The organism is Pseudoflavonifractor sp. An184 (assembly GCF_002160305.1).
Lineage (GTDB): Bacteria > Bacillota > Clostridia > Oscillospirales > Oscillospiraceae > Lawsonibacter > Lawsonibacter pullicola.
This window is the reverse complement of record NZ_NFKI01000042.1, coordinates 1-25,962: the sequence shown is the minus strand read 5'-3', so window position 1 is coordinate 25,962 and position 25,962 is coordinate 1. Positions and strand designations below refer to the sequence as shown.

Annotated in this window: 17 protein-coding genes, 1 tRNA gene and 1 riboswitch; of the genes, 11 read left to right on the top strand and 7 right to left on the bottom strand. The window is 63.4% G+C overall.

Features of this window, described 5'->3' with window-relative positions; genetic code table 11:
* Positions 1-154: 154 nt before the first annotated feature.
* Positions 155-241 (bottom strand) — tRNA-Leu (locus B5F19_RS12650).
* Positions 242-440: 199 nt separating this feature from the next.
* Between B5F19_RS12650 and B5F19_RS12645 the strand changes: the two genes are divergently transcribed.
* Positions 441-1,001, top strand: coding sequence for a hypothetical protein (locus tag B5F19_RS12645; RefSeq protein WP_087291004.1), 561 nt, complete (start codon positions 441-443; stop codon positions 999-1,001).
* A 31-nt stretch (positions 1,002-1,032) separates the two neighbouring features.
* Here the strand turns inward: B5F19_RS12645 and B5F19_RS12640 are convergent, their stop codons facing one another.
* Both B5F19_RS12640 and B5F19_RS12635 read right to left on the bottom strand, forming a co-directional pair.
* Positions 1,033-2,262: a histidine kinase dimerization/phospho-acceptor domain-containing protein gene (locus B5F19_RS12640; RefSeq protein WP_087291002.1), complete on the bottom strand. Its 1,230-nt coding sequence runs from the start codon at positions 2,260-2,262 to the stop codon at positions 1,033-1,035.
* Complete coding sequence (locus tag B5F19_RS12635; RefSeq protein WP_204248330.1) at positions 2,259-2,951, bottom strand: response regulator transcription factor; 693 nt, start codon at positions 2,949-2,951, stop codon at positions 2,259-2,261. The genes B5F19_RS12640 and B5F19_RS12635 overlap by 4 nt, the downstream gene beginning before the upstream one ends.
* A 146-nt stretch (positions 2,952-3,097) precedes the next feature.
* Between B5F19_RS12635 and B5F19_RS12630 the strand changes: the two genes are divergently transcribed.
* The 6 genes from B5F19_RS12630 to B5F19_RS12595 all read left to right on the top strand — a co-directional run bounded on the left by B5F19_RS12630 (position 3,098) and on the right by B5F19_RS12595 (position 10,085).
* Positions 3,098-4,015: an ATP-binding cassette domain-containing protein gene (locus B5F19_RS12630; protein ID WP_087290998.1), complete on the top strand. Its 918-nt coding sequence runs from the start codon at positions 3,098-3,100 to the stop codon at positions 4,013-4,015.
* Positions 4,012-4,764: an ABC transporter permease gene (locus B5F19_RS12625; RefSeq protein WP_087290995.1), complete on the top strand. Its 753-nt coding sequence runs from the start codon at positions 4,012-4,014 to the stop codon at positions 4,762-4,764. The genes B5F19_RS12630 and B5F19_RS12625 overlap by 4 nt, the downstream gene beginning before the upstream one ends.
* A 2-nt stretch (positions 4,765-4,766) precedes the next feature.
* On the top strand, positions 4,767-5,495 hold the full coding sequence (locus tag B5F19_RS12620; RefSeq protein WP_087290993.1) for an ABC transporter permease: 729 nt from the start codon (positions 4,767-4,769) through the stop codon (positions 5,493-5,495).
* A gap of 1,294 nt (positions 5,496-6,789) precedes the next feature.
* Complete coding sequence (locus B5F19_RS12605) at positions 6,790-7,167, top strand: BlaI/MecI/CopY family transcriptional regulator (RefSeq protein ID WP_087290987.1); 378 nt, start codon at positions 6,790-6,792, stop codon at positions 7,165-7,167.
* A 1-nt stretch (position 7,168) separates the two neighbouring features.
* The gene (locus B5F19_RS12600; protein WP_087290986.1) at positions 7,169-9,064 is read left to right on the top strand and encodes a M56 family metallopeptidase; all 1,896 of its coding nucleotides are present in this window, start codon (positions 7,169-7,171) and stop codon (positions 9,062-9,064) included.
* Between the two features lie 601 nt (positions 9,065-9,665).
* Positions 9,666-10,085: a YjdF family protein gene (locus B5F19_RS12595; RefSeq protein WP_087290985.1), complete on the top strand. Its 420-nt coding sequence runs from the start codon at positions 9,666-9,668 to the stop codon at positions 10,083-10,085.
* Between the two features lie 25 nt (positions 10,086-10,110).
* Here the strand turns inward: B5F19_RS12595 and B5F19_RS12590 are convergent, their stop codons facing one another.
* Positions 10,111-10,800, bottom strand: coding sequence for an ECF transporter S component (locus tag B5F19_RS12590; RefSeq protein WP_242972808.1), 690 nt, complete (start codon positions 10,798-10,800; stop codon positions 10,111-10,113).
* 113 nt (positions 10,801-10,913) lie between these two features.
* A riboswitch (FMN riboswitch) is annotated at positions 10,914-11,053 on the bottom strand.
* 160 nt (positions 11,054-11,213) lie between these two features.
* Here B5F19_RS12590 and B5F19_RS12585 point away from each other — a divergent pair.
* Together B5F19_RS12585 and B5F19_RS12580 are read left to right on the top strand one after the other, a co-directional pair.
* Positions 11,214-11,717, top strand: coding sequence for an SLOG family protein (locus B5F19_RS12585; protein ID WP_087291008.1), 504 nt, complete (start codon positions 11,214-11,216; stop codon positions 11,715-11,717).
* 11 nt (positions 11,718-11,728) lie between these two features.
* Positions 11,729-12,307, top strand: a complete 579-nt coding sequence (locus tag B5F19_RS12580) for an epoxyqueuosine reductase QueH (RefSeq protein WP_204248331.1) — start codon at positions 11,729-11,731, stop codon at positions 12,305-12,307.
* A 55-nt stretch (positions 12,308-12,362) separates the two neighbouring features.
* Here B5F19_RS12580 and B5F19_RS12575 read toward each other — a convergent pair whose 3' ends face one another.
* Together B5F19_RS12575 and B5F19_RS12570 are read right to left on the bottom strand one after the other, a co-directional pair.
* Positions 12,363-13,808 carry a copper amine oxidase N-terminal domain-containing protein gene (locus tag B5F19_RS12575; protein ID WP_087290983.1) on the bottom strand — a complete coding sequence of 482 codons (1,446 nt, stop codon included), beginning with the start codon at positions 13,806-13,808 and terminating at the stop codon, positions 12,363-12,365.
* Positions 13,809-14,047: 239 nt separating this feature from the next.
* Positions 14,048-15,478, bottom strand: a complete 1,431-nt coding sequence (locus tag B5F19_RS12570) for a copper amine oxidase N-terminal domain-containing protein (protein WP_162612576.1) — start codon at positions 15,476-15,478, stop codon at positions 14,048-14,050.
* A gap of 562 nt (positions 15,479-16,040) precedes the next feature.
* Between B5F19_RS12570 and rpoB the strand changes: the two genes are divergently transcribed.
* Both rpoB and rpoC read left to right on the top strand, forming a co-directional pair.
* The gene (gene rpoB / locus B5F19_RS12565) at positions 16,041-19,901 is read left to right on the top strand and encodes a DNA-directed RNA polymerase subunit beta (RefSeq protein ID WP_242972807.1); all 3,861 of its coding nucleotides are present in this window, start codon (positions 16,041-16,043) and stop codon (positions 19,899-19,901) included.
* Positions 19,902-19,924: 23 nt separating this feature from the next.
* Positions 19,925-23,641, top strand: coding sequence for a DNA-directed RNA polymerase subunit beta' (rpoC, locus tag B5F19_RS12560; protein ID WP_087290977.1), 3,717 nt, complete (start codon positions 19,925-19,927; stop codon positions 23,639-23,641).
* Positions 23,642-23,961: 320 nt separating this feature from the next.
* On the opposite strand, the gene B5F19_RS12555 is transcribed toward rpoC, so the two are convergent.
* Positions 23,962-25,845 carry an S-layer homology domain-containing protein gene (locus B5F19_RS12555; protein ID WP_087290975.1) on the bottom strand — a complete coding sequence of 628 codons (1,884 nt, stop codon included), beginning with the start codon at positions 25,843-25,845 and terminating at the stop codon, positions 23,962-23,964.
* Positions 25,846-25,962 lie beyond the last annotated feature (117 nt).

Below are 25,962 nucleotides of genomic sequence, written 5' to 3'. Positions count from 1 at the left end.
CGGGTGCGCCGTACAAGCGTTTTCGCCGCAGGCGAAAACCTTGGCGCAGGGGCGGCTTTGCCGCCCCGAGCATTGAAATCCCAGAGGGTGGAGGCCGCCTCCGGCGGCCAGAACCCAAAAAGAAAGACATGACCAAAGGTCATGTCTTTCTTTTTGGTGCGCGAGGCGGGAGTCGAACCCGCACGCCCTTGCGAGCACTGGCACCTGAAGCCAGCGAGTCTACCAATTCCACCACTCGCGCAGAGGTGAAATGCGCTGTTCCTTAGCGCGAGGTATATGTTACCACACTACTTCCGCACTGTCAACCCCCTTTTTTGTTTTTTCACTCCGGAGATTTCTGAATCTGCTTCCAGAGAATTTTATGAAAAACTTAATGCTTCCTTCAAGGAAGATTATGGTCTGTCTGATATGCTGGAGCCAGAAGAGAGGGGGAGGTATTTATGGAGGACAGATTGTGTCCGGAAAAGAGCGTTTATATTCTGCTGACCCGCTCGGGGACCTGGTTTTCCCGGCTGATTCATCTGGCCACCGATGACTGCTACACCCACGCCTCCATCGGCCTGGACGGCCCCAACGGCCCCTTTTACAGCTTCGCGCGGAAGTATGCGCGCTTCGCCCTCCCGGCGGGGCTGGTGATGGAGGAGATACGTTTGGAGGTCCAGACCAAGAGACAGCAGATTCCCTGCTGTCTCTATGCACTGAGCGTCCCCCTTCCGGTCTATGAGCGGCTGCGCCGCCAGATTGACCGGATGTATGCGCAGAAAGACCGCTACCACTACAATCTGCTGGGGGCGGTGGCCTGTTACTTCAACCACCCCATGCCCCGGGAAAACCACTACTTCTGTTCCCAATTTGCGGCCTCTCTGCTGGAGCGCTCCGGGGCGGTGGAGCTGGGGAAGGCTCCGGAGCTGGTCCGGCCCGCCGACTTCTGTCAGATGGAGCGGTTCCGCCCGGTCTACCAGGGGGAGCTGGGGAACCTGCGGGAGGCGGTCCCGGCATAAGCGAGGAGGTGCGTGCAGCACGCCTCTCGCTTTATATTTGGGCCTGGCCGGCGGGCAGGAGGATCCGCCCCCGGAAGTGCGCCCCGTTCTGTACAATCTCAAACCGCCCTCCGTGGGCCCGGGCGATCTGCTCCACCAGCTTCAGCCCGGTCCCGTGGGGGGCGGAGCCGTCCTCGTTGAGGACGGACGGGGGAGCGGTGGGCGGCGTCTCCGGCGCGCCCGGTCCCCCGGCGCTGTCCACCTCCAGCGCGCACTCCGCTCCCTGGAGGGCGAGTCGGACGGTGATGGCGCAGCCGTCCGGGTTGTGGCGCACCCCGTTGTTCATAAGATTCATCAGAGCCCGCTTCAAAAGCCCCTCGTCGGCCAGGAGGGTGACCTCCTCTGCCTCCGGGGGGACGTCCACCTCCAGGGAGTATCGGTCCTCCAGACCGCCGTTAATGAGGTCGGCCGCCGCCTGACGCACCAGGGCCGCCGGGCGGAGCCGGGCCCTCCGCAGGGGCTGCATCTCATAGTCCAGGCGCATGGTGAGATTCAGGTCGTTCACCAGGTCCCGGATGGTCTGGCTCTGGCGGCGGATGATGGCCGCCTGCTCCCGCCGGGCGGGGGGGAGGGCCGGGTCCTCCTCCAGCTGGTTGGCGTAGCCCATGACCATGGACAGCGGGGTGCGGATGTCGTGGGAGACCCCGTTCACCCAATTGGACCGGGCGGTATCCCGCACCTGCTGGGCCTGGCGGAACCACTTCCGGAGGAACAGAAAGGCCAGCCCCAGCACACAGCCGATGGCCAGAAAAAAGAGAAACGCAAACCACAGAGGGATCTGGAGCAGAACATCCATGCCCATGGACATGTCGTGCTTCCACACGCTCCCCTTGGGGGAGCCGATGACCAACAGGCCGTCATCCCGCACCCGGCACTGGACCGGGTAGTCGTTCAGATACCACCGGGTGAAGGAGGCCACGTCGGTGAGGCTGTATGCCTCGGGCACGTCCGCCGGCTTCCGCAGGGACCAGACCACCTGTCCGTCCAGGCCAATGAGCATGGCCCAGCGCTGCTCCCCCAATAATTCCTCACCGGTGAAGGTGTATCCGTTCCCCGACCAGATCAGGGCGGCGGACACCTTCTCCGAAGGGGCGGTCCAATCCCGGCCGGCGCTCATATTGTAGAAGATGAAGGCCAGCAGCCCGGCCGCCGTGAGGACTACGATCAGCAGGGCGGAGGCGGCCACCAGACCCGCCGCCTTCAGCCCGTTCCGCGCCCTCATGCCTGTTCCTCCCGGGCCAGGCGGTAGCCCAGCCCCCGCACAGTGAGCAGGTACCTGGGGTGGGAGGGGTCCGCCTCGATCTTCTCCCGCAGGCGGCGGATGTGGACCATCAGGGTGTTCTCATACCCCACCATGGGGCCGTCCCAGAGGGCGGCGCACAGGGCGTCGATGGTGACGATGTTCCCCCGGTTGTCCGCCAGCTTTTTCAGAAGGGCGAACTCCTTGGCGGTGAGGGAGACCTCCCCCTCCGGACGGGTCACGGTGCCGGTCCCCCAGTGGACGGTGGCTGGCCCTAGCGTCAGGGCGTCGTCCTCCGGCCGCCCGCCGTATACCCGCCGCAGCACCGCCCCCAGCCTCAGGATCAGCTCCTGAGGGAGGAAGGGCTTGGTGATGTAGTCGTCCGCTCCCAGGCCCAAGCCCTGGAGCCGGGCCGCGTTCTCGTCCCGGGCGGACAGGTACAGTACCGGCACATCCCCGGACCGCCGCAGCTCCGGCAGGAGGGAGAACCCGTCCCCGTCGGGGAGCATCACGTCCAGCAGCACCGCGTCCGGCCGCCGGGCCGCCATGGCCGCCCGGGCCTGGGCGCAGTCGGCGGCCTCCAGGACCTCATAGCCCGCCCCGGTGAGCAGGCTGGCCACCATCCGCCGCAGCTCCGGCTCGTCGTCCACCAGTAAAATCCGTTGTCTCATATCCATCACCTGTCCCTAGGATACCACAGGTTTTCCTCCGGCGCACCCCCTGGGGGCAAAAAGTAAGGGAAACGTAAGGTGGCCTTCATGGGCGTGTAAGGTGAGAACGCTACAATAGGAGCATCTCACAAGGAGGTGTTTTCCCTATGGCAGACATCGTGCGGACTCAGGGCCTGTGCAAGCAGTACGGCAAGGTCCTGCGGGTGAATCGCTTGGATTTAAAGGTCCCGGAGGGGGCCATCTACGGATTTCTCGGACCAAACGGGGCGGGCAAGTCCACCACCCTGAAAATGATCCTGGGGCTGGTCCACCCCACGGCGGGGTCCATCTCCGTCTTTGGAAAAGAGGTCAACGGGCACAACCGCCTGGACATGCTCAAGCAGGTGGGCAGCCTCATTGAGAGCCCCAGCTACTACGGCCACCTCACCGGGGAGGAGAATCTAAAGGTGGTCCAGACTCTGCGGGGGGTGCCGGAGAAGGACGTATACGAGGTGCTGGAGATCGTCCGGCTGGAGGGGCAGCGCAGCAAAAAGGTGGCCCACTACTCCCTGGGCATGAAGCAGCGGCTGGGGCTGGCCGCCGCCCTGCTGGGCTTTCCCCGGCTGCTGATCCTGGACGAGCCCACCAACGGCCTGGACCCGGCGGGCATCCAGGAGATGCGGGAGCTCATCTGCTCCCTGCCCGCCCGGTTCGGCATGACGGTGCTGGTGTCCAGCCACCTCCTGAGCGAGATCGACCAGATGGCCGACCATGTGGGCATCATCCGGGAGGGGGAGCTGGTCTTTCAGGACACCCTGGAGACCCTCCACCAGCACAGCCGCCACAACCTGGCCCTGCGTACCGGAGACAACGAGGGGGCCCTGAAGCTCCTCCGCCAGGGCCGGGTCCCCTGCGCCCAGGAGGAGGACTATATCCTGCTCCCCCGGCTGGACGACCCGGACGCGGCCAAGCTCATCCGGTACCTGATCGGACACGGGGTGGACGTGCTCCGGCTGGAGGAGCGGCAGAAGAGCCTGGAGGACATCTTCCTGGAGCTTACCGGCGGAAAGGCGGCGAGCCTATGAGCACCCTGGTCCGTCTGGAATTTTATAAATGCCGCCGGCGGCAGATTTTCCTCATCTGCGCCGGGCTGCTGGGGGCCGAGCTGGTGTGGTTCGGGGTCTATCTGGCCCGTCAGGACCCGGAGGACCTGCTCCAGGGCTGGATGCTCACCCTGTACAATTTAGCAATGGTGGACGCCATCCTGTTTCCCCTGGGCACCGCCGTCCTGGCCAGCCGGAACTGCGAGATCGAGCACAAGGGGGCCACGTTGAAGCTGCTGGAGACGGCGACCACTCCGGGGCGGCTGTACGCCGCCAAGCTGATCTGGGGGGCGCTGGTGCTGGGGGCCGTCTCTCTGGTGCGGACCGTCCTCTTTGTGCTCCTGGGGATCGCAATGGAGTTCCCGGGCGGCGTGCCCTGGAGCCGCTTTGCCTGGTTTACGCTCATTACCTGGGGGGTGTCCATGGCGCTCTTTTTTCTCCAGCAGGGGCTGTCCCTCCGCTTTGCCAACCAGGCTGTCCCCCTGATCTGCGGCATTTTCGGCAGCTTTGCGGGCCTGCTCTCCCTGTTGTTCCCGGTGGGCATTCAGAGGGTCATCCCCTGGGGGTACTACGGCCTGATGTCCCTGGCGGGGATGCACTGGGACGAGGCCACCCGGTTCACCGCCTTCTACTGGCGGGTCCCGGAGCCCCTGGACGTGGGGCTGCTCCTGGCATGGGGCTTGGCCTTTCTGATGGCGGGACGGACTCTGTTCGTCCGGAAGGAGGTCTGATTATGCTGTTGCGTTCCATTCGGGCGGAGCTGATGAAGTGCCGGAGAAGCCCCGTGTGGCTGGCCTTCGTGGTGCTCCCCCTGTTTCCGGCCATCCTGGGGACGGTCAACTATCTGGGCAATCTGGAGGTGCTGAAGAGCCAGTGGTACAGCCTCTGGACCCAGCACGTGCTGTTTGCCTCCCTGTTTTTCCTCCCCGCCCAGCTGGGGGTGTTCTGCGCCTGGCAGTGGCGGCTGGAGCACACGGACCACAACTGGAACCAGGCCATGACCGCCCCGGTCCCAGCCCGGGACCTGTACCTGGCCAAACTTGTCCTGGCGGCGGGGGTGTCCTTTTTGGCCCAGGCGGCCATCGGAGCGCTCTTTGTGCTCTCCGGCAAGCTGGCAGGGCTCACCGACCCGATCCCGCCGGAGCTGCCCGGCTGGCTGTTCTTCGGGGCGCTGGGCGGCGCGGCGGTGTGCGCTTTGCAGCTCTACCTGTCCCTGGTCATCCGGGCCTTTGCCATCCCGGTGGCTATGGCTCTGGCGGGGGGCATCGCCGGGCTGATGCTCACCTCCCAGGGGCTGGGGTACGCCTTTCCCTACTCCCTGCTGTGCCTGGGGATGCGGGCCAATAACCCCACGATGGAGCTGGACCTGGGGCCGTTTTTGCTGGGATGCGGGGTTTATATTTTGATGTTCTTTGCCCTGTCCGTCCGGCATCTGACCCGGAGGGATGTGTCGGCGGGGTGAGTGTTTTTTGGGCTTTCGGGGAGTTTCGCCGCCCCGGCGGCGAGTTCCTTTTCCACGTGGAAAAGGAACCAAAAGACGCTGGGGGACGCCGCAGAGGCGAACTGCGTTCGCCAATGACGGCTTTCCCCCAGACCCCTATTACGGGGGACGCGTACCTGATGGATTTTGCAAAATTTCCGGCGCGCAGAATCTGAGTGGCGATTTGCGTTTCCTCCCGGCCCACTGGGGCCTGGCGTGGTGGAAAATTGAAGCAGATGCGGTTTTCGTACCGCGCCTGGCCTTGACGAGCAGGTGATAACTGGTCCGTAATCGCGGGCCGGTTTGGGACCGGCCCCTGTGAAAGAAGATGTGGCTTCTGGATTCGCCGTAGGGGCGACACCATGTTGCCGTCCGTAAGCCTCCCCCGGGGGGGCCTACTCCCCTTATCAAGGGGCCGATTCCCCATGTCAGGGGGAAATGGCCGAAGGCCAAAAGAGGTAGGGATGATGTCGCGCAGCGACAGAGGGGATAGGGACAGGCACCCCAATGCCCACACTGGGGCGGATGAGGTCCGTCCATCCAAACCGCCTGTGCCTTCCACCGATCATAGAAACCGGGCGGCCCAGTGTGCCGCCCCTACGGGCTGGAGTGGGTTCCCCGCGACGGGTGACCGCAAGGGTCGCCCCTACGGTTTTACGAGGGCATGTTTGAACCCCAGAGCGGGCGGGTCTAGGACCCGCCCCTACGGCGTATCCGGAAGCAGTCCCTCCTTTTGCGTGGGGGCCGGTCCCAGACCGTCCTGCCGATAACGGACCGGCTATCACCTGCTCGGCCCGGCCAGGCGCGGAAATGGAACCGCAACAGTTGCAATTTTTGCTTAACCCAGGCCCCAGTGGGCCGGTGGAAATTTAGACCAACCACTCAGATTTCCACGCGCCGGAAATTTTACACATCCCAACAGGTACGCGTCCCCCCGTAATGGGGGCCGGGGAAAGGCGAATATGAGCGCGAAGCGCTCATCCTGAGCCGTCCCCGGTGGCGTTTTGCCTAATCCATCGTGACTCCCGGCGAAGCCCAGCGAAGCGGGTTCGCCGGGAAAAGGAGGAACAAGGGAGCGGGCGCAGTTTTCGCCGCCAGGCGGAAACGGAGACAAGCGGACTTTGCGACGACGAGCCGCCATGGGCAAAGGAGGTCGCCGCCCGCAGGCGGCGAAAATCTCCTGGTATATAGAAACCTCCTATTGACATTTTATTTAGACAACTGTAAAATAAAGAAAAAGACAAGTGTCTAAATAAACTAAAAGGAGGGACGTAATATGAAACCGACCTATCCCCGCCTCCCCGACGCGGAGCTGGAGGTGATGAAGGCCCTGTGGGCCCTGGGGGACTACCCCGCCCACACCGGGGACATCGCCCAAAAGCTGGACAAGAGCTGGAAGGCCCCCACGCTGTTGAAGCTCCTCTCCCGCCTGGAGGAGCGGGGCTTTGTGGCGGGCGCCAAGGAGGGGCGCGCCAACGCCTACACCCCCCTGGTGCAGGAGGCCGACTACCTCTCCAGTGAGAGCCGCTCCTTCCTGGAGCGCCTGCACGGGGGCTCCCTGTCCAGTCTGGTGGTCTCCCTCTACCCGGATGCAAAACTGACCGAGGAGGACGTGGCCGCTTTGGAGCGGATTTTGGAGAAGGGGGAGAAGTGAGATGCTGGACAATTTAAGCGCGCTGATGTCTGTCACGCTGGGGGGAAGCGTGTGCATTCTCCTGTTTTTGGCCGCGGGTCCCCTGCTGTCCAGGCATTTCACACCCCGTTGGCGGTACTGTGCCTGGGGAGTGCTGGCGGCGGTCCTGCTCCTCTTTCCGGTGCTCCGGCCCCTGCTGCCAGGAACGGGGGAACGGTCCGCCCTGCTGCAGATCCCGGTACCACAGGCGGTGGAGGAGCGGACGGCGCCGGAGTATGACGGCATGGCCGCAGACGAAGCAGACGCGCTCCCGTATGGATACCAGGGCACCATGGTGGGCGGGTTCCGCGGCGATACCACTTATGAGGTGTGGTACACGGACGACGAGCAAGTGGAGCATCATCTCTACGACTTCAAGCTGTTCCGCCTGGAGGGGATAAGCGGCTCTTGGTCCATCCTGTTCCGGTGGGAACGGATCTGGGCGGCGGGGCTGGCGGTGAGCCTGTTTCTCCTGGTGGCGGAATGTCTGCGGATGTGGGGGAGGGTGAGGCGGCGCAAACTTCCTCTCATCCATGGGAGTGTAGAAAAGATGTCGGAGCTCTGCGCCCAGGAAAAGGTCGAGAGGCTGCCCCGCCTTTTTCGCGTCTCCGGGCTGAAGTCCCCCTGTCTGGTGGGGATCGTCCGCCCCGCCATCCTGCTCCCCAGGGAGCTTCCGGCGGAGGCCCTCTCCTGGGCCCTGGCCCATGAGCTGACCCATTTGAAGCACAGGGATACCTGGTACATGCTCCTGATGACCCTGGCCCGGTGTGTCCACTGGTTCAATCCCCTGGTGTGGCTCATGGTGCGCACGGCCCGGCGGGACATGGAGCTGTGCTGTGACTACGACCTGCTGAACGGCCAGGGGGAGGAGGCTCGCCGGGCCTATGGCCGGGCCATCCTGGACCAGATTGCCGGGCGGGACCGGGGCTGCTCCGGCCTCACCACCGGGTTTTCCGGCAGCAAGAGGGAGGTGTTCGCCCGGTTCCGGGCCATGATGGATACTGCTCCCAAGCGGAAGGGGCGCGTGGTCCTGGTGCTGGCCGGGGCGGCCGTCCTTCTGTCCGGGTCGCTGGTGGGCTGTCAGAGGTTAGAAGAGGAGCCTAAGACGGGCGCGTCTGAGGCATTTACTGTTCAATATGCGTGGGTGGAGAACATCGACCGGGATAACCGGAGCGTCACCTACATCCCCATGACGCTAGAGCAGTGGGAGGACCGGGAGGGCTTTTGGGCGCAGATGGGCGGCCTGGAGCGGGAGACCGCTTCCCTCACCGAAGATGTGTCACTATACCACACCTACAACGGGAACCGGTATCCACTGAATCCCACGGCCCAGGTCTACACCTTGGATATGTCCCAGGCCGGACTGCCCGGCCAGTTGGTCCTGGTGGAGACGGGAGAGGACGCGGGGGCTGTCTCCGGAATCTGGCTGGATGCCCAGTCCCGGCTGGACCTGACGGCCGCCGGCCTGGACTTCACCGGCTACTGCGGAGAGGTATATGCCGCCGGGATGGGAGGAGCGATGCTGCTTCACGGGGTAGCGGGGATCAGCGTGGACCCCTGCAATGAGCTGGGGCAGGACTCGGACCACACCCGATACACCCTGCCCTTGGCGGAGGACGCTCAGATTTCAGCGACGGATATGCCGTTTCTCACCGGCCTGTCCAGCGCGCTTTACCCGGACCTCTTCCAGCTCACGGTGGTGAACGGGGAAGTGACCGCCATTGAGGGGGTCTGGCCGGAGGCCGAGAACACGGTGACCCTCCCCATCGACCCGGAGGAGACGCCCTCCAACCCGGAGAACATGCCCGAACATGACCCTGATTTTTACGGGGAGAACGGGGCCCAGCCCCTGGAGCCCGACGGGAGCGGGGCGGCGTAGAGGGCGGGCGGCCCAGTGTGCCGCCCCTACAAAAGGGCGGGTGGTGACCTGCCCCCTCATCCGCCCCAGTGTGCGCACTGGGGCACCTTCCCCCCAGGGGGGAAGGCTTACGGGCGGCCACATGGCCCCGCCCCTACGGCGTATCCAGCACCGGGAGCGTTTGCTCGGTAAATCAAGGCGCGGGAATGAAACCGCAACAGCGGCGATTTTTGCAAGCCCAGGGCCCAGTGGCCCGGCGGGAGTTTAGACCGCCACTCAGATTTTGCGCGCCGGAAATTTTGCTCAACCTAACAGGTACGCGTCCCCCGTAATAGGGGTCTGGGGAAAGGCGACTATGGGCACGCTAGTGCCCATCGGAGCCGTCCCCAGCGGCGTTTTGGTGACTTTGCCGCCGAGGGCAAAGTCACTCGCCGCCCGCAGGCGGCGAAATCCCCTGCGAATATCCTCCTTCCTTGACAGCCCCGTATAAACCCAGTACAATTTTCTTGGAGATAAAAACACAGGGCGGTTGGTAGTCCGTCCGCGGGCCGCGCTCCCGTCAGTAACCCTCCCTCCCGGGTCGTCCATTCTCCATATCTTTGGATATGGGAGGAAACTGAATATGGATCGGAATGAATGCCGTTTTACGGTGCTGTTCCAGCCCCCTTTTTGGGTGGGGATCGGGGAGCGGTGGACGGAGGAGGGCTATCAGGCCGCCCGGGTGGTGTTCGGGGCGGAGCCCTCGGACGCCCAGGTGTACCAGTGGGTGCTGACATCCTGGCACCGCCTGCCCTTCACCGCCGCGGAGGCGGGGGAGAGGCCTAGAGCCGTTCCTGCCAACCCCAAGCGGCTCCAGCGGGAGGCGGCAAAGGCGGCCCGGACCGCCGGAGCATCCACCAAGGCACAGGAGGCCCTCGCCCGGCAGCGGGAGGCGGACGGCCTGGAGCGCCGCGCCCGGCGCTCCGCCCAGAGACGGGCGGAACAGGAGGAACAATTCCGGCTCCGGCAGCAGAAAAAGCGCGAAAAACGGCGCGGTCACTAGACCGCGCCGTTTTAATGAGATCAGATTAAATGACTCCGGCCAGCACCAGGGCAAACAGCACGAAGGTGGCCAGCAGAGCCAGAGCAAACAGCGCGAAGCCAGCGCTGAACTTCTTTCCCTGGCTGTTCTGAGACTGGGGCACCACGCCGGAGCGGCGCAGAGCGCCCACCACCGGGGGATAGAGCAGCAGGGTGGCGGCCATGTTCATGCCGCCCTTGGCCAGGTTGAAGGGGAGGAACAGGGTGGGCAGCAGAGCGGCCACATCTGCCCGGGAGAAACCGGTCATGTACAGGGGGGTGATCAGATAGTTCCAAAGCAGCATTACCACCACCAGGCAGACCACGCCGCAGGCGAGCCCCAGCACAGCCCCCTTCTTGGTGTGCATCTTTTTGTAAATAAAAGAGGCGGTACAGCAGAAGGCGCAGGTGGCCAGAGCGTTCATAATAAAGCCGATGGGACCGGTGGTGCTGATGGTGATCATTTCAATAAAGGCCACCAGGATAGAGATAATGGCGGCGGCGGAGGGCCCGAAGGTGAAGCCGCCGATGCAGATGACCACGTCCTTGAAGTCGAAGTCCAGGAACATTACGCTGGGCATCAGCTTGGAGACCAGCATAACAATGTAGGCGATTCCGGTGAGCATCGCCAGGCTTACGATGGTCCTGGTGTCCATCTTGGTGCGGACAGGGTTTTGAGTCATGGATGGTGCGGACATAAAAAACACTCCTTTTTGTTTTTGGTACCCCTGAAAGCTCAAGTCTTCCAGGTGCAAAAACAACAAAGGAGGTGCGCTTTCCGCACGCCAAGGCGCACGGCTATTGTTTTGACACACATCTTCTTCCATCCGGACTGTAACCGTTGGTCCCGGAGTTTCACCGGGTCAGCGGACGCAATATCAGTTTCTGAGACTGCGTCCGGTCGCGGACTGTACCGCCAGTGGGGACTTTCACCCCGCCCTGAAGACTGTTCGTTCAGTTGTCCATGCTTCATTATACGCATTTTCCGGGAAAATGCAACCCCCTATTTTCAAGGCGGGGGACGAGAATGGAACAAACTTTCGATTTTCGTTGACTTCTCCGGCATTTTGGGCTACAATGGCGGTACTTGATGGGAGAGGAGGGCTCCGGCGTGGAGGAGAAGGACACCTGCTGTTTTACCGGACACCGGCCCAGTAAGCTGCCATGGGGCACCCGGGAGGAGGACCCCCGCTGCGTGGCCCTGAAGGGGCGGATTGCCGCCGCCCTGGAGGAGGAGTACGCCGCCGGAGTCCGGCACTTCATCTCCGGCATGGCCCGGGGGGCCGATCTGTACTTTGCCGAGGCGGTGCTGGCGCTGAAGGAGCGCCGCCCCGATGTGCTCCTGGAGTGCGCCCGTCCCTGCGAGAGCCAGGCCGACCGCTGGCCGGAGGAGGAGCGGGCGCGGTACCAGTCCATCCTGGACCGGTGCGACTATGAGACGCTGGTTCAGCACCGGTACGACCGCTTCTGCATGATGCGCCGGAACCGGTACATGGTGGACCGGTCCGCCCGGCTGCTGGCCGTCTACGACGGCGAGCCCAAGGGCGGAACCGCCCAGACCCTGGCCTACGCCCTGCGGAAGGGGCTCCATGTCACCATACTAGAGCTGGAGTGAAACACTTGCCTATGAATACCTTGATGCACATCTGCTGCGCCCCCTGCGCCAACCGGCCCATCGACCTGCTGCGGTCGGAGGGGCTCTCCGTCGCCGGGTTCTGGTTCAACCCCAATATCCACCCCTACACCGAGTATCAGGCCCGGAAGCGCACCCTGGAGGAGTACTCCAAAGAGATCGGGATGAAGCTCATCATCGGCGGCTCCTATGACCTGCGCACCTTTATTACCAATGTGGCGGATAACATCGACGGCCGGTGCGCCTACTGCTACCGGGTGCGGATGGAGGAGACCGCCCGGTACGCCGCCGAAAACGGCTATGACTCCTTTACCACCTCCCTGCTCATCTCCCCCTACCAGAACCACGAGGCCATCCGGGCTACGGCCCAGGCCATGGGGGAGAAATACGGGGTGGAGTTTCTGTACCGGGACTTCCGCTCCCTGTTCCAGGCCGGGCAGGAGTTCGCCCGGGAGCACGGATTTTACATGCAGAAATACTGCGGCTGTATTTTCAGCGAGGAGGACCGGTATATGGCCGCCAAGCGGAAGAAGAAGGCCAGACAGGCCGCCGCCCAGACAACCGCGCCATAAACTGCGAGGGCCCCGCCGAAACGGCGGGGCCCAAATTATTTTGGTCAGAGGAGAATCAGGCGGCTTCGGGTTCAGGAGCGGGGTCAATGTCGCCGGTGAGGGCGTCCATCAGGTCCACCACGGTGGCCCCGGCGGGGGGCTCGGTGGCGGGGGCGGTGCTGGTGCGCTGATAGGCGCCGTCTATTTCCATGGTCATGGAGAGCTCTCCGGGCATCTGGAAGTCCATGAGCATCTCCATTTTGCTGTCCCGCATCTCAGCGGTCAAAGCCAGAGCGGTCCCCTCGGTGTCGGCAATGGTCATCTCCAGGCCATAGCCGTTTACCTTCCCGCCGCTGGTGTACAGATGGAAGGCGACCAGAATGCGGCTGCCGTCCTCCTCCAGATCAATGGGGGTGCTGGTGTAGGTGGAGCCGGAGCGCTCAAAGGCGCTGTCGGCCAGGACGTAGTTAAAGAGGTCCAGGTAGTCCTTGGTGGTGAACTCGCTGGTGAGGGGGAGAGCATCGCTTTTCAGAATCTCCTCCAGAGCCTGAGCGAAGGTCATATCCTCACTGGCACTGGCGGCGTCCAGGGCGATGAGCTCCTCATAGAAGCCGGGGCCGTAGGCCTCGTCATACAGCGCCTTCATATCCAGGCAGTACCAGACATCCGAGGCGGTGAGGGCCTGGGACTGGAAGTAGAAGGCGCCGGCCTCCAGATCATAGCGCAGGGCGATGTCCAGGTTGGGCAGGACGAACTCCAGGCCGCTCATATCCGCGTTGATGGCCAGGTCGGCGTCAAACTGGAGAGCAGTCTGGCTGGTAAACATGTCGTAGTCGCCGGTCAGGTCCACCTTGTCAAAGGAGTCTGACATATTGAAAGCGAGGGAGCCGTCCACCCGATAAGTGCCCTGGCTGTACTGGTCGGCGTAGTCCATATACTGGTCCATGAGCTCGTAGGTCTCGGTGTTTTCCGCCAGAATGGCCTCCACGTCGTCGATGATGACGGTGTAGGTCTCCGCGTCCCAGGCCACCCGGTAGCCCAGGGCGTCGGCCACCAAGCCAACGGGGATGTAGGTGCGGCTGGTGGCGGCGTCGATGTAGGGAGCCGCGTCGGCGGTGTAGTCGTTCACCACCTGGACAGTGTCACCGTGGGGACCGGCGGTGGTGTTCCCCTCATACTGGACGGAGAAGGTGGTGGAGCCGATGGCCATCTGGACGGTCAGATCCCCCTGGGCCTGCTCCCCCTGGAAGTTGATATAGGTCACGTCGGGCTTGACGGCGGTGACCGTCCGAGCCGATGGAGACCAAAGGATCTGGTCGGCGGGGAAGCCCAGGGCCTCAAAGGTGGCCGCCATGGGCAGGAAGGAGCGGCCGTCCTTCAGCACCGGGGCCGCGTCGGAAAAGGTGACCGGCTCCCCGTTGACCAGCAGGGAGAAGTCTCCCTCGCCGGCGGCCAGGGATGGGGTGCACAGCAGAGCGGCCAATACGCCGCCGCACAGGATGGGGCGTAGAAGATGCTTCATTACGGGTTCCTCCTTGTCAAATAATGGGATGGCGCGGACAGCTGGATATGCCCCGGTGTGGGTTAGGCCAAAGAATTCCCTCGAAAGACCGGGCTTGATAAAATCATCATATTCCCTTTTTCAGAAAATTGCAAGGAAAAGAAGGGAAGTTTAAGGATGAGCTTGTGCTTTAAGGCGAAAAGGCCCCGCCGTGTGGCGGGGCCTTTTTACGAAGAATGATCGATTGCGGAGCTGTGGGATCAGAGTTCGCTGACGGGGGTGGTGAGTAGTTCCCACAGGTCCACCACAGTGGCGCCGGCGGGAGGCTCGGTTTCGGGGGCGGCGCTGGAGGGACGATAGGCGCCGTCCATCTCCATGGTCATGCCGGCCATTTCCAGGAGGAGGCTCATGTCGTCCCCCTTCATCTCCATGCTCATGGTCATCTGGGCCTCGGGGTCGGCGGTGGTCATCTCCAGGCCATAGCCGTTCACCTGGCTGCCGCTGGTGTACAGATGGAAGAGGATGGTGACGCCGTCCTGTTCCAGGGTGCTGGTGTAGGTGGAGCCGGACTTCTGGAAGTGGCTGTCCCCCAGCAGCTGGTTGAGGGCCTCCAGGTAGTCGGAGGTGGTGGCGGTGCTGGTGAGGGTCAGGGTGTCGCTCTTCAAAAGCTCCTCCAGGGTCTGTGCGAAGGCAGCCTCCTGGCTGACGGCGCTCAGGGCGATCAGCTCCTCATAGAAGCCGGGGCCGTAGGCCTCGTCGTACACCGCCTTCATGTCCAGGCTGTACCACTGGTCGGGGATCTGAAATTCTATGGTCTCTCCGTTGACCTGGACGTTGTTGTTCATCAGCTGCTCCAGGTCCTCGGACTGGAAATACAGATAGAGCATGCCGGTGTCCAGATCGGCCCGCAGGTCCAGGTCCATGTCGGTGGGGGAGATGGGGGCGCCCATGATGGTGCCGCCAATGCTGACGCCCAGGTCCAGCTGCATGGCCGTCTGGCTGGAAATTAGGCTGTAATCGCCGCCTACGGTGTGAATGATTTCCACTCCAGACTCCATCTCACCAGGGGCGGAGGTGAGCAGATAAGAGCCCTCTACCTGATAATTGCCCTGAGAATACTTCCGGGCGTAGTCCAGGTACTGGTCCATGAGCTCGTAGGTCTCAGTGTTCTCCGCCAGGATGGCGTCCACATCGTCGATGATGACGGTGGATGTCTCTCCATCCCAGGCCACCCGGCAGCCCAGAATGTCGGCCACCAGGCCAACGGGGATGTAGGTCCGGTTGGTGGCGGGGTCAATGTAGGGTGCCGTGTCCAGGTAGGCGATGCCGCCGGAGCCGCCGGCCGAGCCGGAGGTGCCGTCCTCCGAGGTCTGGGACCAGCTGGGGCCGGTCCAGGTCACGGCGGAGTCGCCCACGGTGAGGGAGATGGCGGCGCCGTCCTTGGAGGCGGTGACGGTCTGGGTCTCCCCGTCCCAGACGATGTCCTCCTGGGCAAAGCCCAGGGCCTGGAAGGTGGTGACGGCGGGCAGGAAGGAGCGGCCGTCCTTCAGCACCGGGGCGGCGTCGGTGAAGGTCACCGGCTCTCCGTTCACCAGCAGGGAGAAGTCCCCCTGCTCCGCCGCCAGGGACGGGGTGCACAGCAGGGCGGCCAGCACGCCGCCGCACAGGATGGGGCGCAGGATCTTTTTCATAGCGGTACATCCTCCTTTTGAAGTTGGGGCTCGGCGGGCGGGCGCTGGGGAGCCGCCGGCCAAAATATCGAATATCGCTATTCCCGAACACATTGTAGCGCATAGTGACAGGAAAGTCAAGAGAGAACGCTCTCTTTTTGTGTGGGAGGCACAAAAAGAGAGGGGGAGTGCAGACTGCCGGGGGCGTGAGGCAGAAAAAACCGCGGTCCAGGGGAAGGACCGCGGGCAGTTACAAAAAATATTCTGAAAAATAGGGGAGAGGGCTTGACAAAAAATTGCCAGGCATGGTACAATAAAATGCTTTTATGTCCCTGTGTGAAAGGGCCACTTCCCCTTTTAAACTGGAGCCAGTGTAACACAGGTTTCGGGAAAAGGCAAGGCACATGCAGGGAAACTTATCAACGCGTCCGGGCGTTCGGAAAGCGGCCCTCCCCCCGGAATTGTAGGTTTTTCACAAAGCGAAGGGCAGTTTTCCCGGCGAACGGACCGGAAAAACTGGAGATCCACCCGTTCAGTGCAGAAGAAAGCGAGTTGATTTTTTAGCATGGTCGTAAAGGACGTAATGTATGGCAAGACAAAGCGCAAGAGCTTTGCCCGGTACCAGGAGATCCTGGACATGCCCAACCTGCTGGAGGTCCAGAAGAACTCCTACCAGTGGTTCCTGGACACCGGATTGCGGGAGGTGTTCCGGGATGTGGAGGCCATCACCGACTACGCCGGCAACCTGGAGCTGAGCTTCATCGACTACTCCATGGACGAGAAGCCCAAGTACGACGTGGAGGAGTGCAAGGCCCGGGACGCCACCTACGCCGCCCCCATCAAGGTGAAGGTCCGCCTGCGCAACAAGGAGACCGAGGAGATCAAGGAGCAGGAGATCTTCATGGGCGACTTCCCCATCATGACCAACTCCGGCACCTTTGTCATCAACGGCGCCGAGCGCGTCATCGTTTCCCAGATCACCCGCTCCCCCGGCATGTACTTCACCGACACGGCGGACAAGGCGGACAACCACACCTACGGCACCACCGTCATCCCCTACCGGGGCGCCTGGCTGGAGTATGAGACCGACCTGTCCAACGTGTTCTATGTGCGCATCGACAAGAACCGCAAGCTGCCCATCACCTGCCTGATCCGCGCCGTGGGCCCCAAGACCGACGCGGAGATCATTGAGATGTTCGGCGAGGACGAGCGCATCCTGGCCACCATGGAGAAGGACCCCTGCAAGACCTATGAGGAGGCCATGCTGGAGATCTATCGGAAGCTCCGTCCCGGCGAGCCCCCCACGCTGGATTCCGCCGAGACCCTTCTGAACGCCACCTTCTACGACCCCCGCCGGTACGACCTGTCCGCTGTGGGCCGCTATAAGTTCAATAAGAAGATGGCCCTGTGGACCCGCCTGTCCGGCCGCACCCTGGCCCTGCCCGTGGCCGACCCCCGCACCGGCGAGATCATCGCCGAGGCCGGGGAGACCCTCACCCGGGAGCGTGCCAAGGAGCTGGACAACGCCGGCGTGAACGAGGCCGTTCTGGACGTGGACGGCAAGCAGGTGAAGGTGTTCGCCAACAACATGGTGGACATGAAGAACTTTGTGGACTTCGATCCCGAGGCCTGCGGCGTCACCGAGATGGTCTCCTTCCCGGTGCTGTGCCAGCTGCTGGACCGCCGGGAGGCCGAGGGCCTGTCCGACGAGGACTTCCAGGACCTGGTGAAGGAGAATCTGGACAACCTGATTCCCAAGCACATCACCGCCGAGGACATCATGGCCTCCATCAACTACCTGAACTGCCTGGCCCACGGGGTGGGCACCCACGACGACATCGACCACCTGGGCAATCGCCGCCTGCGCTGCGTGGGCGAGCTGATCCAGAACCAGTTCCGCATCGGCTTCAGCCGCATGGAGCGGGTCATCCGGGAGCGCATGACCACCCAGGACCTGGATGTGGTCACCCCCCAGAGCCTCATCAATATCCGCCCTGTCACCGCCGCCATCAAGGAGTTCTTCGGCTCCAGCCCTCTGAGCCAGTTCATGGACCAGACCAACCCCCTGGCCGAGCTGACCCACAAGCGCCGCCTGTCCGCCCTGGGCCCCGGCGGTCTGAGCCGTGACCGGGCCTCCTTCGACGTGCGAGACGTCCATTACAGCCACTACGGCCGTCTGTGCCCCATTGAGACCCCCGAAGGTCCCAACATCGGCCTGATCTCCTATCTGGCCTCCTACGCCCGCATCAACCGCTACGGCTTCATCGAGACCCCCTACCGCAAGGTGGACAAGGCCACCGGCCAGGTCACCGATGAGATCGAGTATATGACCGCCGACGTGGAGGACGAGTACACCATCTGCCAGGCCACCGAGCCGGTGGACGAGAACAACCGCTTTGTCAACGAGCGCATCACCTGCCGCCACCGCAACGAGATCATCTCCGTGCCCGCCAGCCAGGTGGACTACGTGGACGTGTCCCCCAAGATGATGGTGTCCATCGCCACGGCCATGATCCCCTTCCTGCAGAACGACGACGCCAACCGCGCCCTGATGGGCGCCAACATGCAGCGTCAGGCCGTGCCCCTGCTCCGCCCCGAGGCCCCCATCGTGGCCACCGGCCAGGAGCACAAGAACTGCATCGACTCCGAGGTGGCCATCCTGGCCGAGGGTCCCGGCACCGTCACCAAGGTGTCCGCCCGGTATATCACCGTAAAATATGACAACGGCACCACCAAGGAGTACCGTCTGACCAAGTACCTGCGCTCCAACCACGGCACCTGCATCAACCAGCGCCCCATCGTGGACGTGGGCCAGCGGGTGGAGTTCCAGGACGTGCTGGCCGACGGCCCCTCCACCGACCGGGGCGAGATCGCTCTGGGCCGGAACATCCTCATGGGCTTTATGACCTGGGAGGGCTACAACTACGAGGACGCCGTGCTGCTCAACGAGCGCATGGTGCGGGAGGACGTGTTCACCTCCATCCACATCGAGGAGTATGAGCTGGAGGCCCGTGACACCAAGCTGGGTCCCGAGACCATCACCCGCGACATCCCCAACGTGGGCGAGGACGCCCTGCGGGACCTGGACGAGCACGGCATCATCCGCATCGGCGCGGAGGTCCACGCCGGCGACTACCTGGTGGGCAAAGTGGCCCCCAAGGGCGAGGCCGAGGCCACCGCGGAGGAGAAGCTGCTCCGGGCCATCTTCGGCGAGAAGGCCCGTGAGGTCCGCGACACCTCCCTGAAGGTGCCCCACGGCGAGAGCGGCACCATCGTGGACGTGAAGATCTTCACCCGGGAGAACGGCGACGAGCTGGGCCCCGGCGTCAACCAGTGCGTCCGCGTCTATATCGCCCAGAAGCGTAAGATCTCCGTGGGCGACAAGATGGCCGGCCGCCACGGAAACAAGGGCGTGGTGTCCCGCATCCTGCCCCAGGAGGATATGCCCTTCCTGCCCGACGGCACCCCCCTGGACATCGTGCTGAACCCCCTGGGCGTGCCCTCCCGTATGAACATCGGTCAGGTGCTGGAGGTCCATCTGGGCTACGCCGCCAAGACCCTGGGCTGGAAGGTGGCCACCCCCATCTTCAACGGCGCCACCGAGGAGGACATCCAGGAGTGCCTGAAGATGGCCGGCCTGGCCCGCGAGGTGGGCTACGACGAGCCCCTCATCGGCAAGCAGCTCTATCTGCCCGACGAGACCGCCGAGAACGGCATCCGTCCCCTCACCCCCGAGGAGATGGAGGACAAGGCCCAGGTGCGGGAGTGGCAGAAGGCCGGACAGCTGCGCCTGGTGGACGGCAAAAACTGGCTGTACGACGGCCGCACCGGCCGGCGCTTTGACAACCCGGTCACCGTGGGCTATGTGTACTTCCTGAAGCTGCACCACCTGGTGGACGACAAGATCCACGCCCGCGCCACCGGCCCCTACTCCCTGGTCACCCAGCAGCCTCTGGGCGGCAAGGCCCAGTTCGGCGGCCAGCGCTTCGGCGAGATGGAGGTGTGGGCCCTGGAGGCCTACGGCGCCGCCTACACCCTGCAGGAGATCCTGACGGTGAAGTCCGACGACGTCACCGGCCGTGTGAAGACCTACGAGGCCATCGTCAAGGGCCACAACGTGCCCAAGCCCGGCGTGCCCGAGTCCTTCAAGGTGCTCATCAAGGAACTCCAGTCCCTGTGTCTGGATATGAAGGTGCTGGACGCCGAGGGCAACGAGATCGAGCTGAAGGACGAGGACGAGGACACCTATCAGCCCGGCAGCCGGGACGACTACTATGACCGGGACGACGACTACGCCTACCAGGAGGAGAAGGAGAGCGAGCTGGCCTCCGCCGGCGGCTTCACCTTCAAGGGCGACAGCGACGACGACGACCTGGCCATGGATATGGACCTGGACGAGAGCGGAGACGAGGACCGCTTCGACTCCGACGAGGACTATAACTAATTGACGGGAGGAGATTACAACACATGAGTTATGCTGAGTTTGACGCCATTCAGATCGGGATCGCCTCCCCCGAACAGATTCGCGCCTGGTCCTACGGCGAGGTAAAGCGCCCGGAGACCATCAACTACCGCACTTTGAAGCCGGAGAAGGACGGCCTGTTCTGCGAGCGGATCTTTGGCCCCACCAAGGACTGGGAGTGTAACTGCGGCAAATACAAGAAGATCCGCTACAAGGGCAAGATCTGCGACCGCTGCGGCGTGGAGATCACCCGCTCCAAGGTCCGCCGGGAGCGCATGGGCCACATCGAGCTGGCCGCCCCCGTCTCCCACATCTGGTACTTCAAGGGCATCCCCTCCCGGATGGGCCTGCTGCTGGACATCAGCCCCCGGATTCTGGAGAAGGTGCTCTACTTCGCCAGCTATATCGTCATTGATCCGGGCTACACCCCCCTGTCCCGCAACCAGATCCTGTCCGAGAAGGAGTACCGGGACATGCGGGAGAAGTACGAGGACGACTTCGACGCCGGCATGGGCGCCGAGGCGGTGAAGAAGCTGCTGCAGCAGATCGACCTGGAGCAGCTCTCCACCCAGCTCCGCGCCGAGCTGAAGGACGCCTCCGGCCAGAAAAAGGCCCGCATCGTCAAGCGCCTGGAGGTGGTGGACGCCTTCCGCCTCTCCGGCAACAAGCCCGAGTGGATGATCATTGACGTGCTGCCCGTTATCCCCCCGGAGATCCGGCCCATGGTTCCCCTGGACGGCGGCCGGTACGCCTCCTCCGACCTGAACGACCTGTACCGCCGGGTCATCAACCGCAACAACCGCCTGAAGCGGCTGATCCAGCTCAACGCCCCGGACATCATCGTCCGCAATGAGAAGCGGATGCTCCAGGAGGCGGTGGACGCCCTCATCGACAACGGCCGCCGGGGCCGCGCCGTCACCGGGGCCAACAACCGGGCCTTAAAATCCCTGTCCGACATGCTCAAGGGCAAGCAGGGCCGCTTCCGCCAGAACCTGCTGGGCAAGCGCGTGGACTACTCCGGCCGTTCCGTTATCGTGGTCGGCCCCAGCCTGAAGATCTACCAGTGCGGCCTGCCCAAGGAGATGGCCATCGAGCTGTTCCGCCCCTTCGTCATGAAGAAGCTGGTGGACGACGGCTCCGCCAACAACATCAAGGCCGCCAAGAAGATGGTGGAGAAGGGCGAGCCCGCCGTGTGGGACGCCCTGGAGTTCGTCATCAAGGAGCACCCCGTGATGCTCAACCGCGCCCCCACCCTGCACCGCCTGGGTATCCAGGCCTTCGAGCCGGTGCTGGTGGAGGGCCGGGCCATCAAGCTCCACCCCCTGGTGTGTACCGCCTTTAACGCCGACTTTGACGGCGACCAGATGGCCGTCCACGTGCCCCTGTCCGCCGAGGCTCAGACCGAGGCCCGCATCCTGATGCTGTCCGCCAACAACCTGCTGCGGCCCCAGGACGGCGGCCCGGTCACCATCCCCACCCAGGATATGATCCTGGGCGCCTACTACCTCACCTTCGAGCGGGAGGAGGAGGGCACCGGCCACTGCTTTGCCGACCGGGACGAGGCCATGCTGGCCTACGACGCCGGGGTGGTCACCCTGCACTCCCCCATCAAGGTCCGCCTGTCCAAAGAGGTGGACGGCGTCACCAAGTACAAGCTGGTGAGCACCACCGTGGGCCGCCTCATCTACAACGAGGCCATCCCCCAGGACCTGGGCTTTGTGGACCGCTCCGACCCGGAGCAGATGTTCGAGCCCGAGATCAACTTCGTGGTGGGCAAGAAGCAGCTGGGCAAGATCATCGACCGGTGTATCTCCAAGCACGGCTTCACCGTGTCCGCCGGCATGCTGGATGCCATCAAGGACCTGGGCTATCACTACTCCACCATCGGCTCTCTGACGGTTGCCATTGCCGATATGACGGTGCCCCAGAAGAAGTACGAGCTGATTGGCGAGACGGAGAAGGAGATCGTCAAGATCGACCGGCAGTACCGCCGCGGTCTGATTACCAACGACGAGCGCTACCGCCTGTCTGTGGAGGCATGGGATGACACCACCAAAAAGGTGACCAACGCCCTGCAGGAGTCCATGGACCGCTACAACCCCATCTTCATGATGGCCGACTCCGGCGCCCGTGGCTCCATGGCCCAGATCCGTCAGCTGGCCGGCATGCGCGGCCTGATGGCCGACACCTCCGGCCGCACCATCGAAATCCCCATCAAGTCCAACTTCCGTGAGGGCCTGTCCGTGCTGGAGTACTTCATCTCCTCCCGAGGCGCCCGGAAGGGCATGGCCGATACCGCTCTGCGTACCGCCGACTCGGGTTACCTGACCCGTCGTCTGGTGGACGTGTCCCAGGAGGTCATCATCCGGGAGGACGACTGCGGCACCGACGACGGCATCGAGGTCAGCGAGATCGAGGAGCACGGCCAGGTCATCGAGACCTTCGCCGAGCGCGTCCACGGCCGCTATCCCACCGCCGACATCAAGGACCCGGAGACTGGCGAGGTCCTGTTCACCAAGGATACCATGCTCCGTAAGGACGATGCGGAGGTTTTGGAGAAGCACGGCATCCACGCGGTGAAGATCCGCTCCGTGCTCACCTGCCGGGCCCGCAGCGGAGTGTGCGCCAAGTGCTACGGCATCAACCTGGCCATCGGCGAGCCTGTGGGCGCCGGCGAGGCGGTGGGTATCATCGCCGCCCAGTCCATCGGCGAGCCGGGCACCCAGCTGACCATGCGTACCTTCCACACCGGCGGCGTGGCCGGCGGCGACATCACCCAGGGTCTGCCCCGAGTGGAGGAGCTGTTTGAGGCCCGCAAGCCCAAGAAGATGGCCCAGCTGGCCGAGATCGGCGGCCGGGTGTCCATCGAGGAGACCAAGCGCAACGTCATGTGCAACGTGACCATCACCGCCGACGACGGCGAGGTGGTGACCTACGCCCTGCCCTATGCCTCCGGCATCCGGGTGAAGGAGGGCGACGTGGTGGTCAAGGGCGAGCAGCTCACCGAGGGCGCCCTGTCCCCCCACGAGGTCTTACGCATCCGCGGGCTGTCTGAATGCCACAACTACCTCATCCGCGAGGTGCAGAAGGTGTACCGCCAGCAGGGCGTTGACACCAACGACAAGCATATCGAGGTCATCATCCGTCAGATGATGCGCAAGGTCCGGGTGGAGGACGCCGGCGACTCCGAGCTGCTGTCCGGCTCCACCATCGACCTCATCGAGTTCCTGGACGCCGAGGCGGAGATCCAGAAGCGGATCGACGCGGGCGAGAAGAACGCCGAGGGCGAGGAGCTGCGCAAGCCCACCTGCACCCGCCTGCTCATGGGTATCACCAAGGCCTCTCTGGCCACCGATTCCTGGATGTCCGCGGCCTCCTTCCAGGAGACCACCAAGGTGCTCACCGAGGCGGCCATCCGCGGCAAGGTGGACCACCTGCGCGGCCTGAAGGAGAACGTCATCATCGGTAAGCTGATCCCCGCCGGTTCCGGCCTGGCTCAGTACCGGAAGTTTGACACCATCGACGACGAGGGCAACCTGACCAGCAAGAAGTCCGGCTCCATCGTGGCCGACGCCCTGGAGGCGCCCGCCGAGGACGAGGAGGAGAGCCTGGACCTGCTCCTGGACGAGGGGGAGGACGGCGAGGACTCCCTCTTTGAGGAGGGGGCCATCACCCTGGAGAGCGACCAGCCCCAGGAGGAGCATCAGGACCCGGTCCTGTAAGTTCCACCGACATACGCATTGAAAAACGGCCCGCAGAGTGCTCTGCGGGCCGTTTCAGCTTGTCGAAAAACCTCTGTTCAGACGAATCCGCCCGAGAGTTGGCGGGGGAGCTCGAGGGGGCGGCAGCCCGCCTCGAGTGGGATCGAATGCTCTGAATGCCTTGCATGGCAAGGCGTTCAGCGAGCGCAGCGAGGACTTTTCCGCCGCGCAGCGGCGGGAAAGTAACGGCATTTTTGTGTCAGAACAGCAGAGAAACCTGCGCCGCCGGGAGGAAGTTCCTCCCGGCGGCGCAGTGCGCATTAGGCGTATGAGGTCCTCCGTTATGAATTGGGTACGGCTACAATGATCCGAATGCGGCCGCCGGCGGAATAGCCGAAGTCGTCGTACCAGCCGGTGAGTGTGTAATCGCTGGCGTTGATTTCGGAAAGGGTAGTGGAGTAGTAGCCGGTACTGCCGGTTCCCCGGAGCAGGACCTGCACATTTTCCGACAGGGTGTAGGTCTGGTTGTCCGCCATGGCGGTCAGAGTTCCGAGCTGAGTGAGGGTTACGCTGCTCAATTGGCGTATGGATTGCAGCTCCTCGTCCTGATAGAACAGCGCCGCGCCGCCGATCCTGGCCGGATAGATCACATTGCCGCTGAGAGTGTATTGCTGGCCATCCTGGTAGTATGCGTAAGAGCCGGATACGCTGGTGCCGTCGGAATTGGTCTCCGCCGAGGAGACATACACATAAGTCAGGGTATCGCCAGTAGCTTCGTTCAAAATCAGATGATCGATCTCCCCCGCGCTGTTCAGAGTGTAGTAGGCCACATCGCCAACCTCCAGCGTCTCGCCCGCAAGGCGGGAGGGGTAGATGCGGGCGTAGCCGCCCTCCCCGTCAGTGTCCAGGATCTCCACATCGGAGGAGAAATCGTAGCCCGCGAAGGAGGAGCCGTCGCTGCTGACTGCGCCGGAGAGGCTCTTGGACGGCATGGAGCGGATCGTAGTGCCCGAGCTGTCCGATGTTACCGACACAAGCCGGCCCACGGAGTAGGTCCCGGTATCAGTATAGAAGGTGCGCACTGTGCCGTCGGAACAGGCTACCTGGGTCTCTGTCTGCACGGAGGAGGAGCTGGAGGAACTGGTGGAGGAGCTGGAGGCCCCCTTCTGGCTGGAGATCACCGTTCCATAGTAGACCATGCTGGACGTGCTGGAGCCGGCGCTGCCGGCGGAGAGCAGGTCCACCACCTCACCGTTCATGCCCAGCAGGAGGGTGACCACGTCGCCGGTGGAGAACTCGCCCTGGCTGGAGCACTTGTAGATGGCGGTGGAGGTGCCCAGCTCATACTCCGTGCCGGTCACGGTGATAGAGGTGGGGGCGGCGGAGCTGGGGGACAGGGCGGTGAGGGTGCCGCTGACCTTGTCGCTGTAAACCCACACTGTTTGCAGATTTTCGTTGTAGTAGTACACGTCGTACTCCTGAACCGCAGACAGGCTGGACAGCGCGCCGTTGCGGTAAATGGTGGCTCCCGTGGAGGAGAAGGGGAGGGAGAGACTCCTGTCGGCGCTGGCCACATAGGGGCCCTTGGTGTAGGCGGTCACCAGAGTGGAGTAGTCCACCTCGCCGTTGGTGACGGTATAGCCCAGGGTAGTGCCGTATACCGTGCCGCTGCTGTCGTCGCTGACCAGCAGGTTATAGAAGAGCATGACGCAGTCCTGGCGGGTGAGGGCCTCCCCCTGAACCGCGTCCAAGTCGTCACGCAGTCCCACGGAGGATGCCTTGGACAGCTGGGCGGAGGGGTAGGAGCAAGCCAGGGTGGAGGAGTCGTAGCCCAGCATTTTCAGAAGGGCGGTGCAGGCCTCCTCCAGGGTGATCTGTTCGTCCGGCCGGAAAGTGCCGTCCACATATCCGCTCATCCAGCCCTGCTCCACCGCCAGCTTGATGTACTCGCTGGCCCAGTGGTCGCTCTTCACATCCTTAAACAGGGAGATGCCGCTGCCCTCCCCGATGCTGTCCTTATAGCTGGAGGCCGCCGTCATCATGGTGACAAACTCCGCCCGGGTCACGGGGGAGGAGAGGTTCAGATTTCCGGAGCTGTCCCCGGTGATGATCCCCAGGGCCTGGATGGCCTCCACCGCTGTGGAGGAGCTCACCGCCCCCGCCGGTACCACCAGGGACAGAGACAGGGCCGCCGCCAGCAGGGCGGAGGTGATCGGTCGTTTCATATACAACACTCCTCGTATAATAAGTTTGAAAGTTAATAATTCAGATATCAGCAGGCTTAGAGATGCCCGTGATACAATAGCTGTAGGACAGCAGGGTCAAGTTCTCTACCTCCTGGT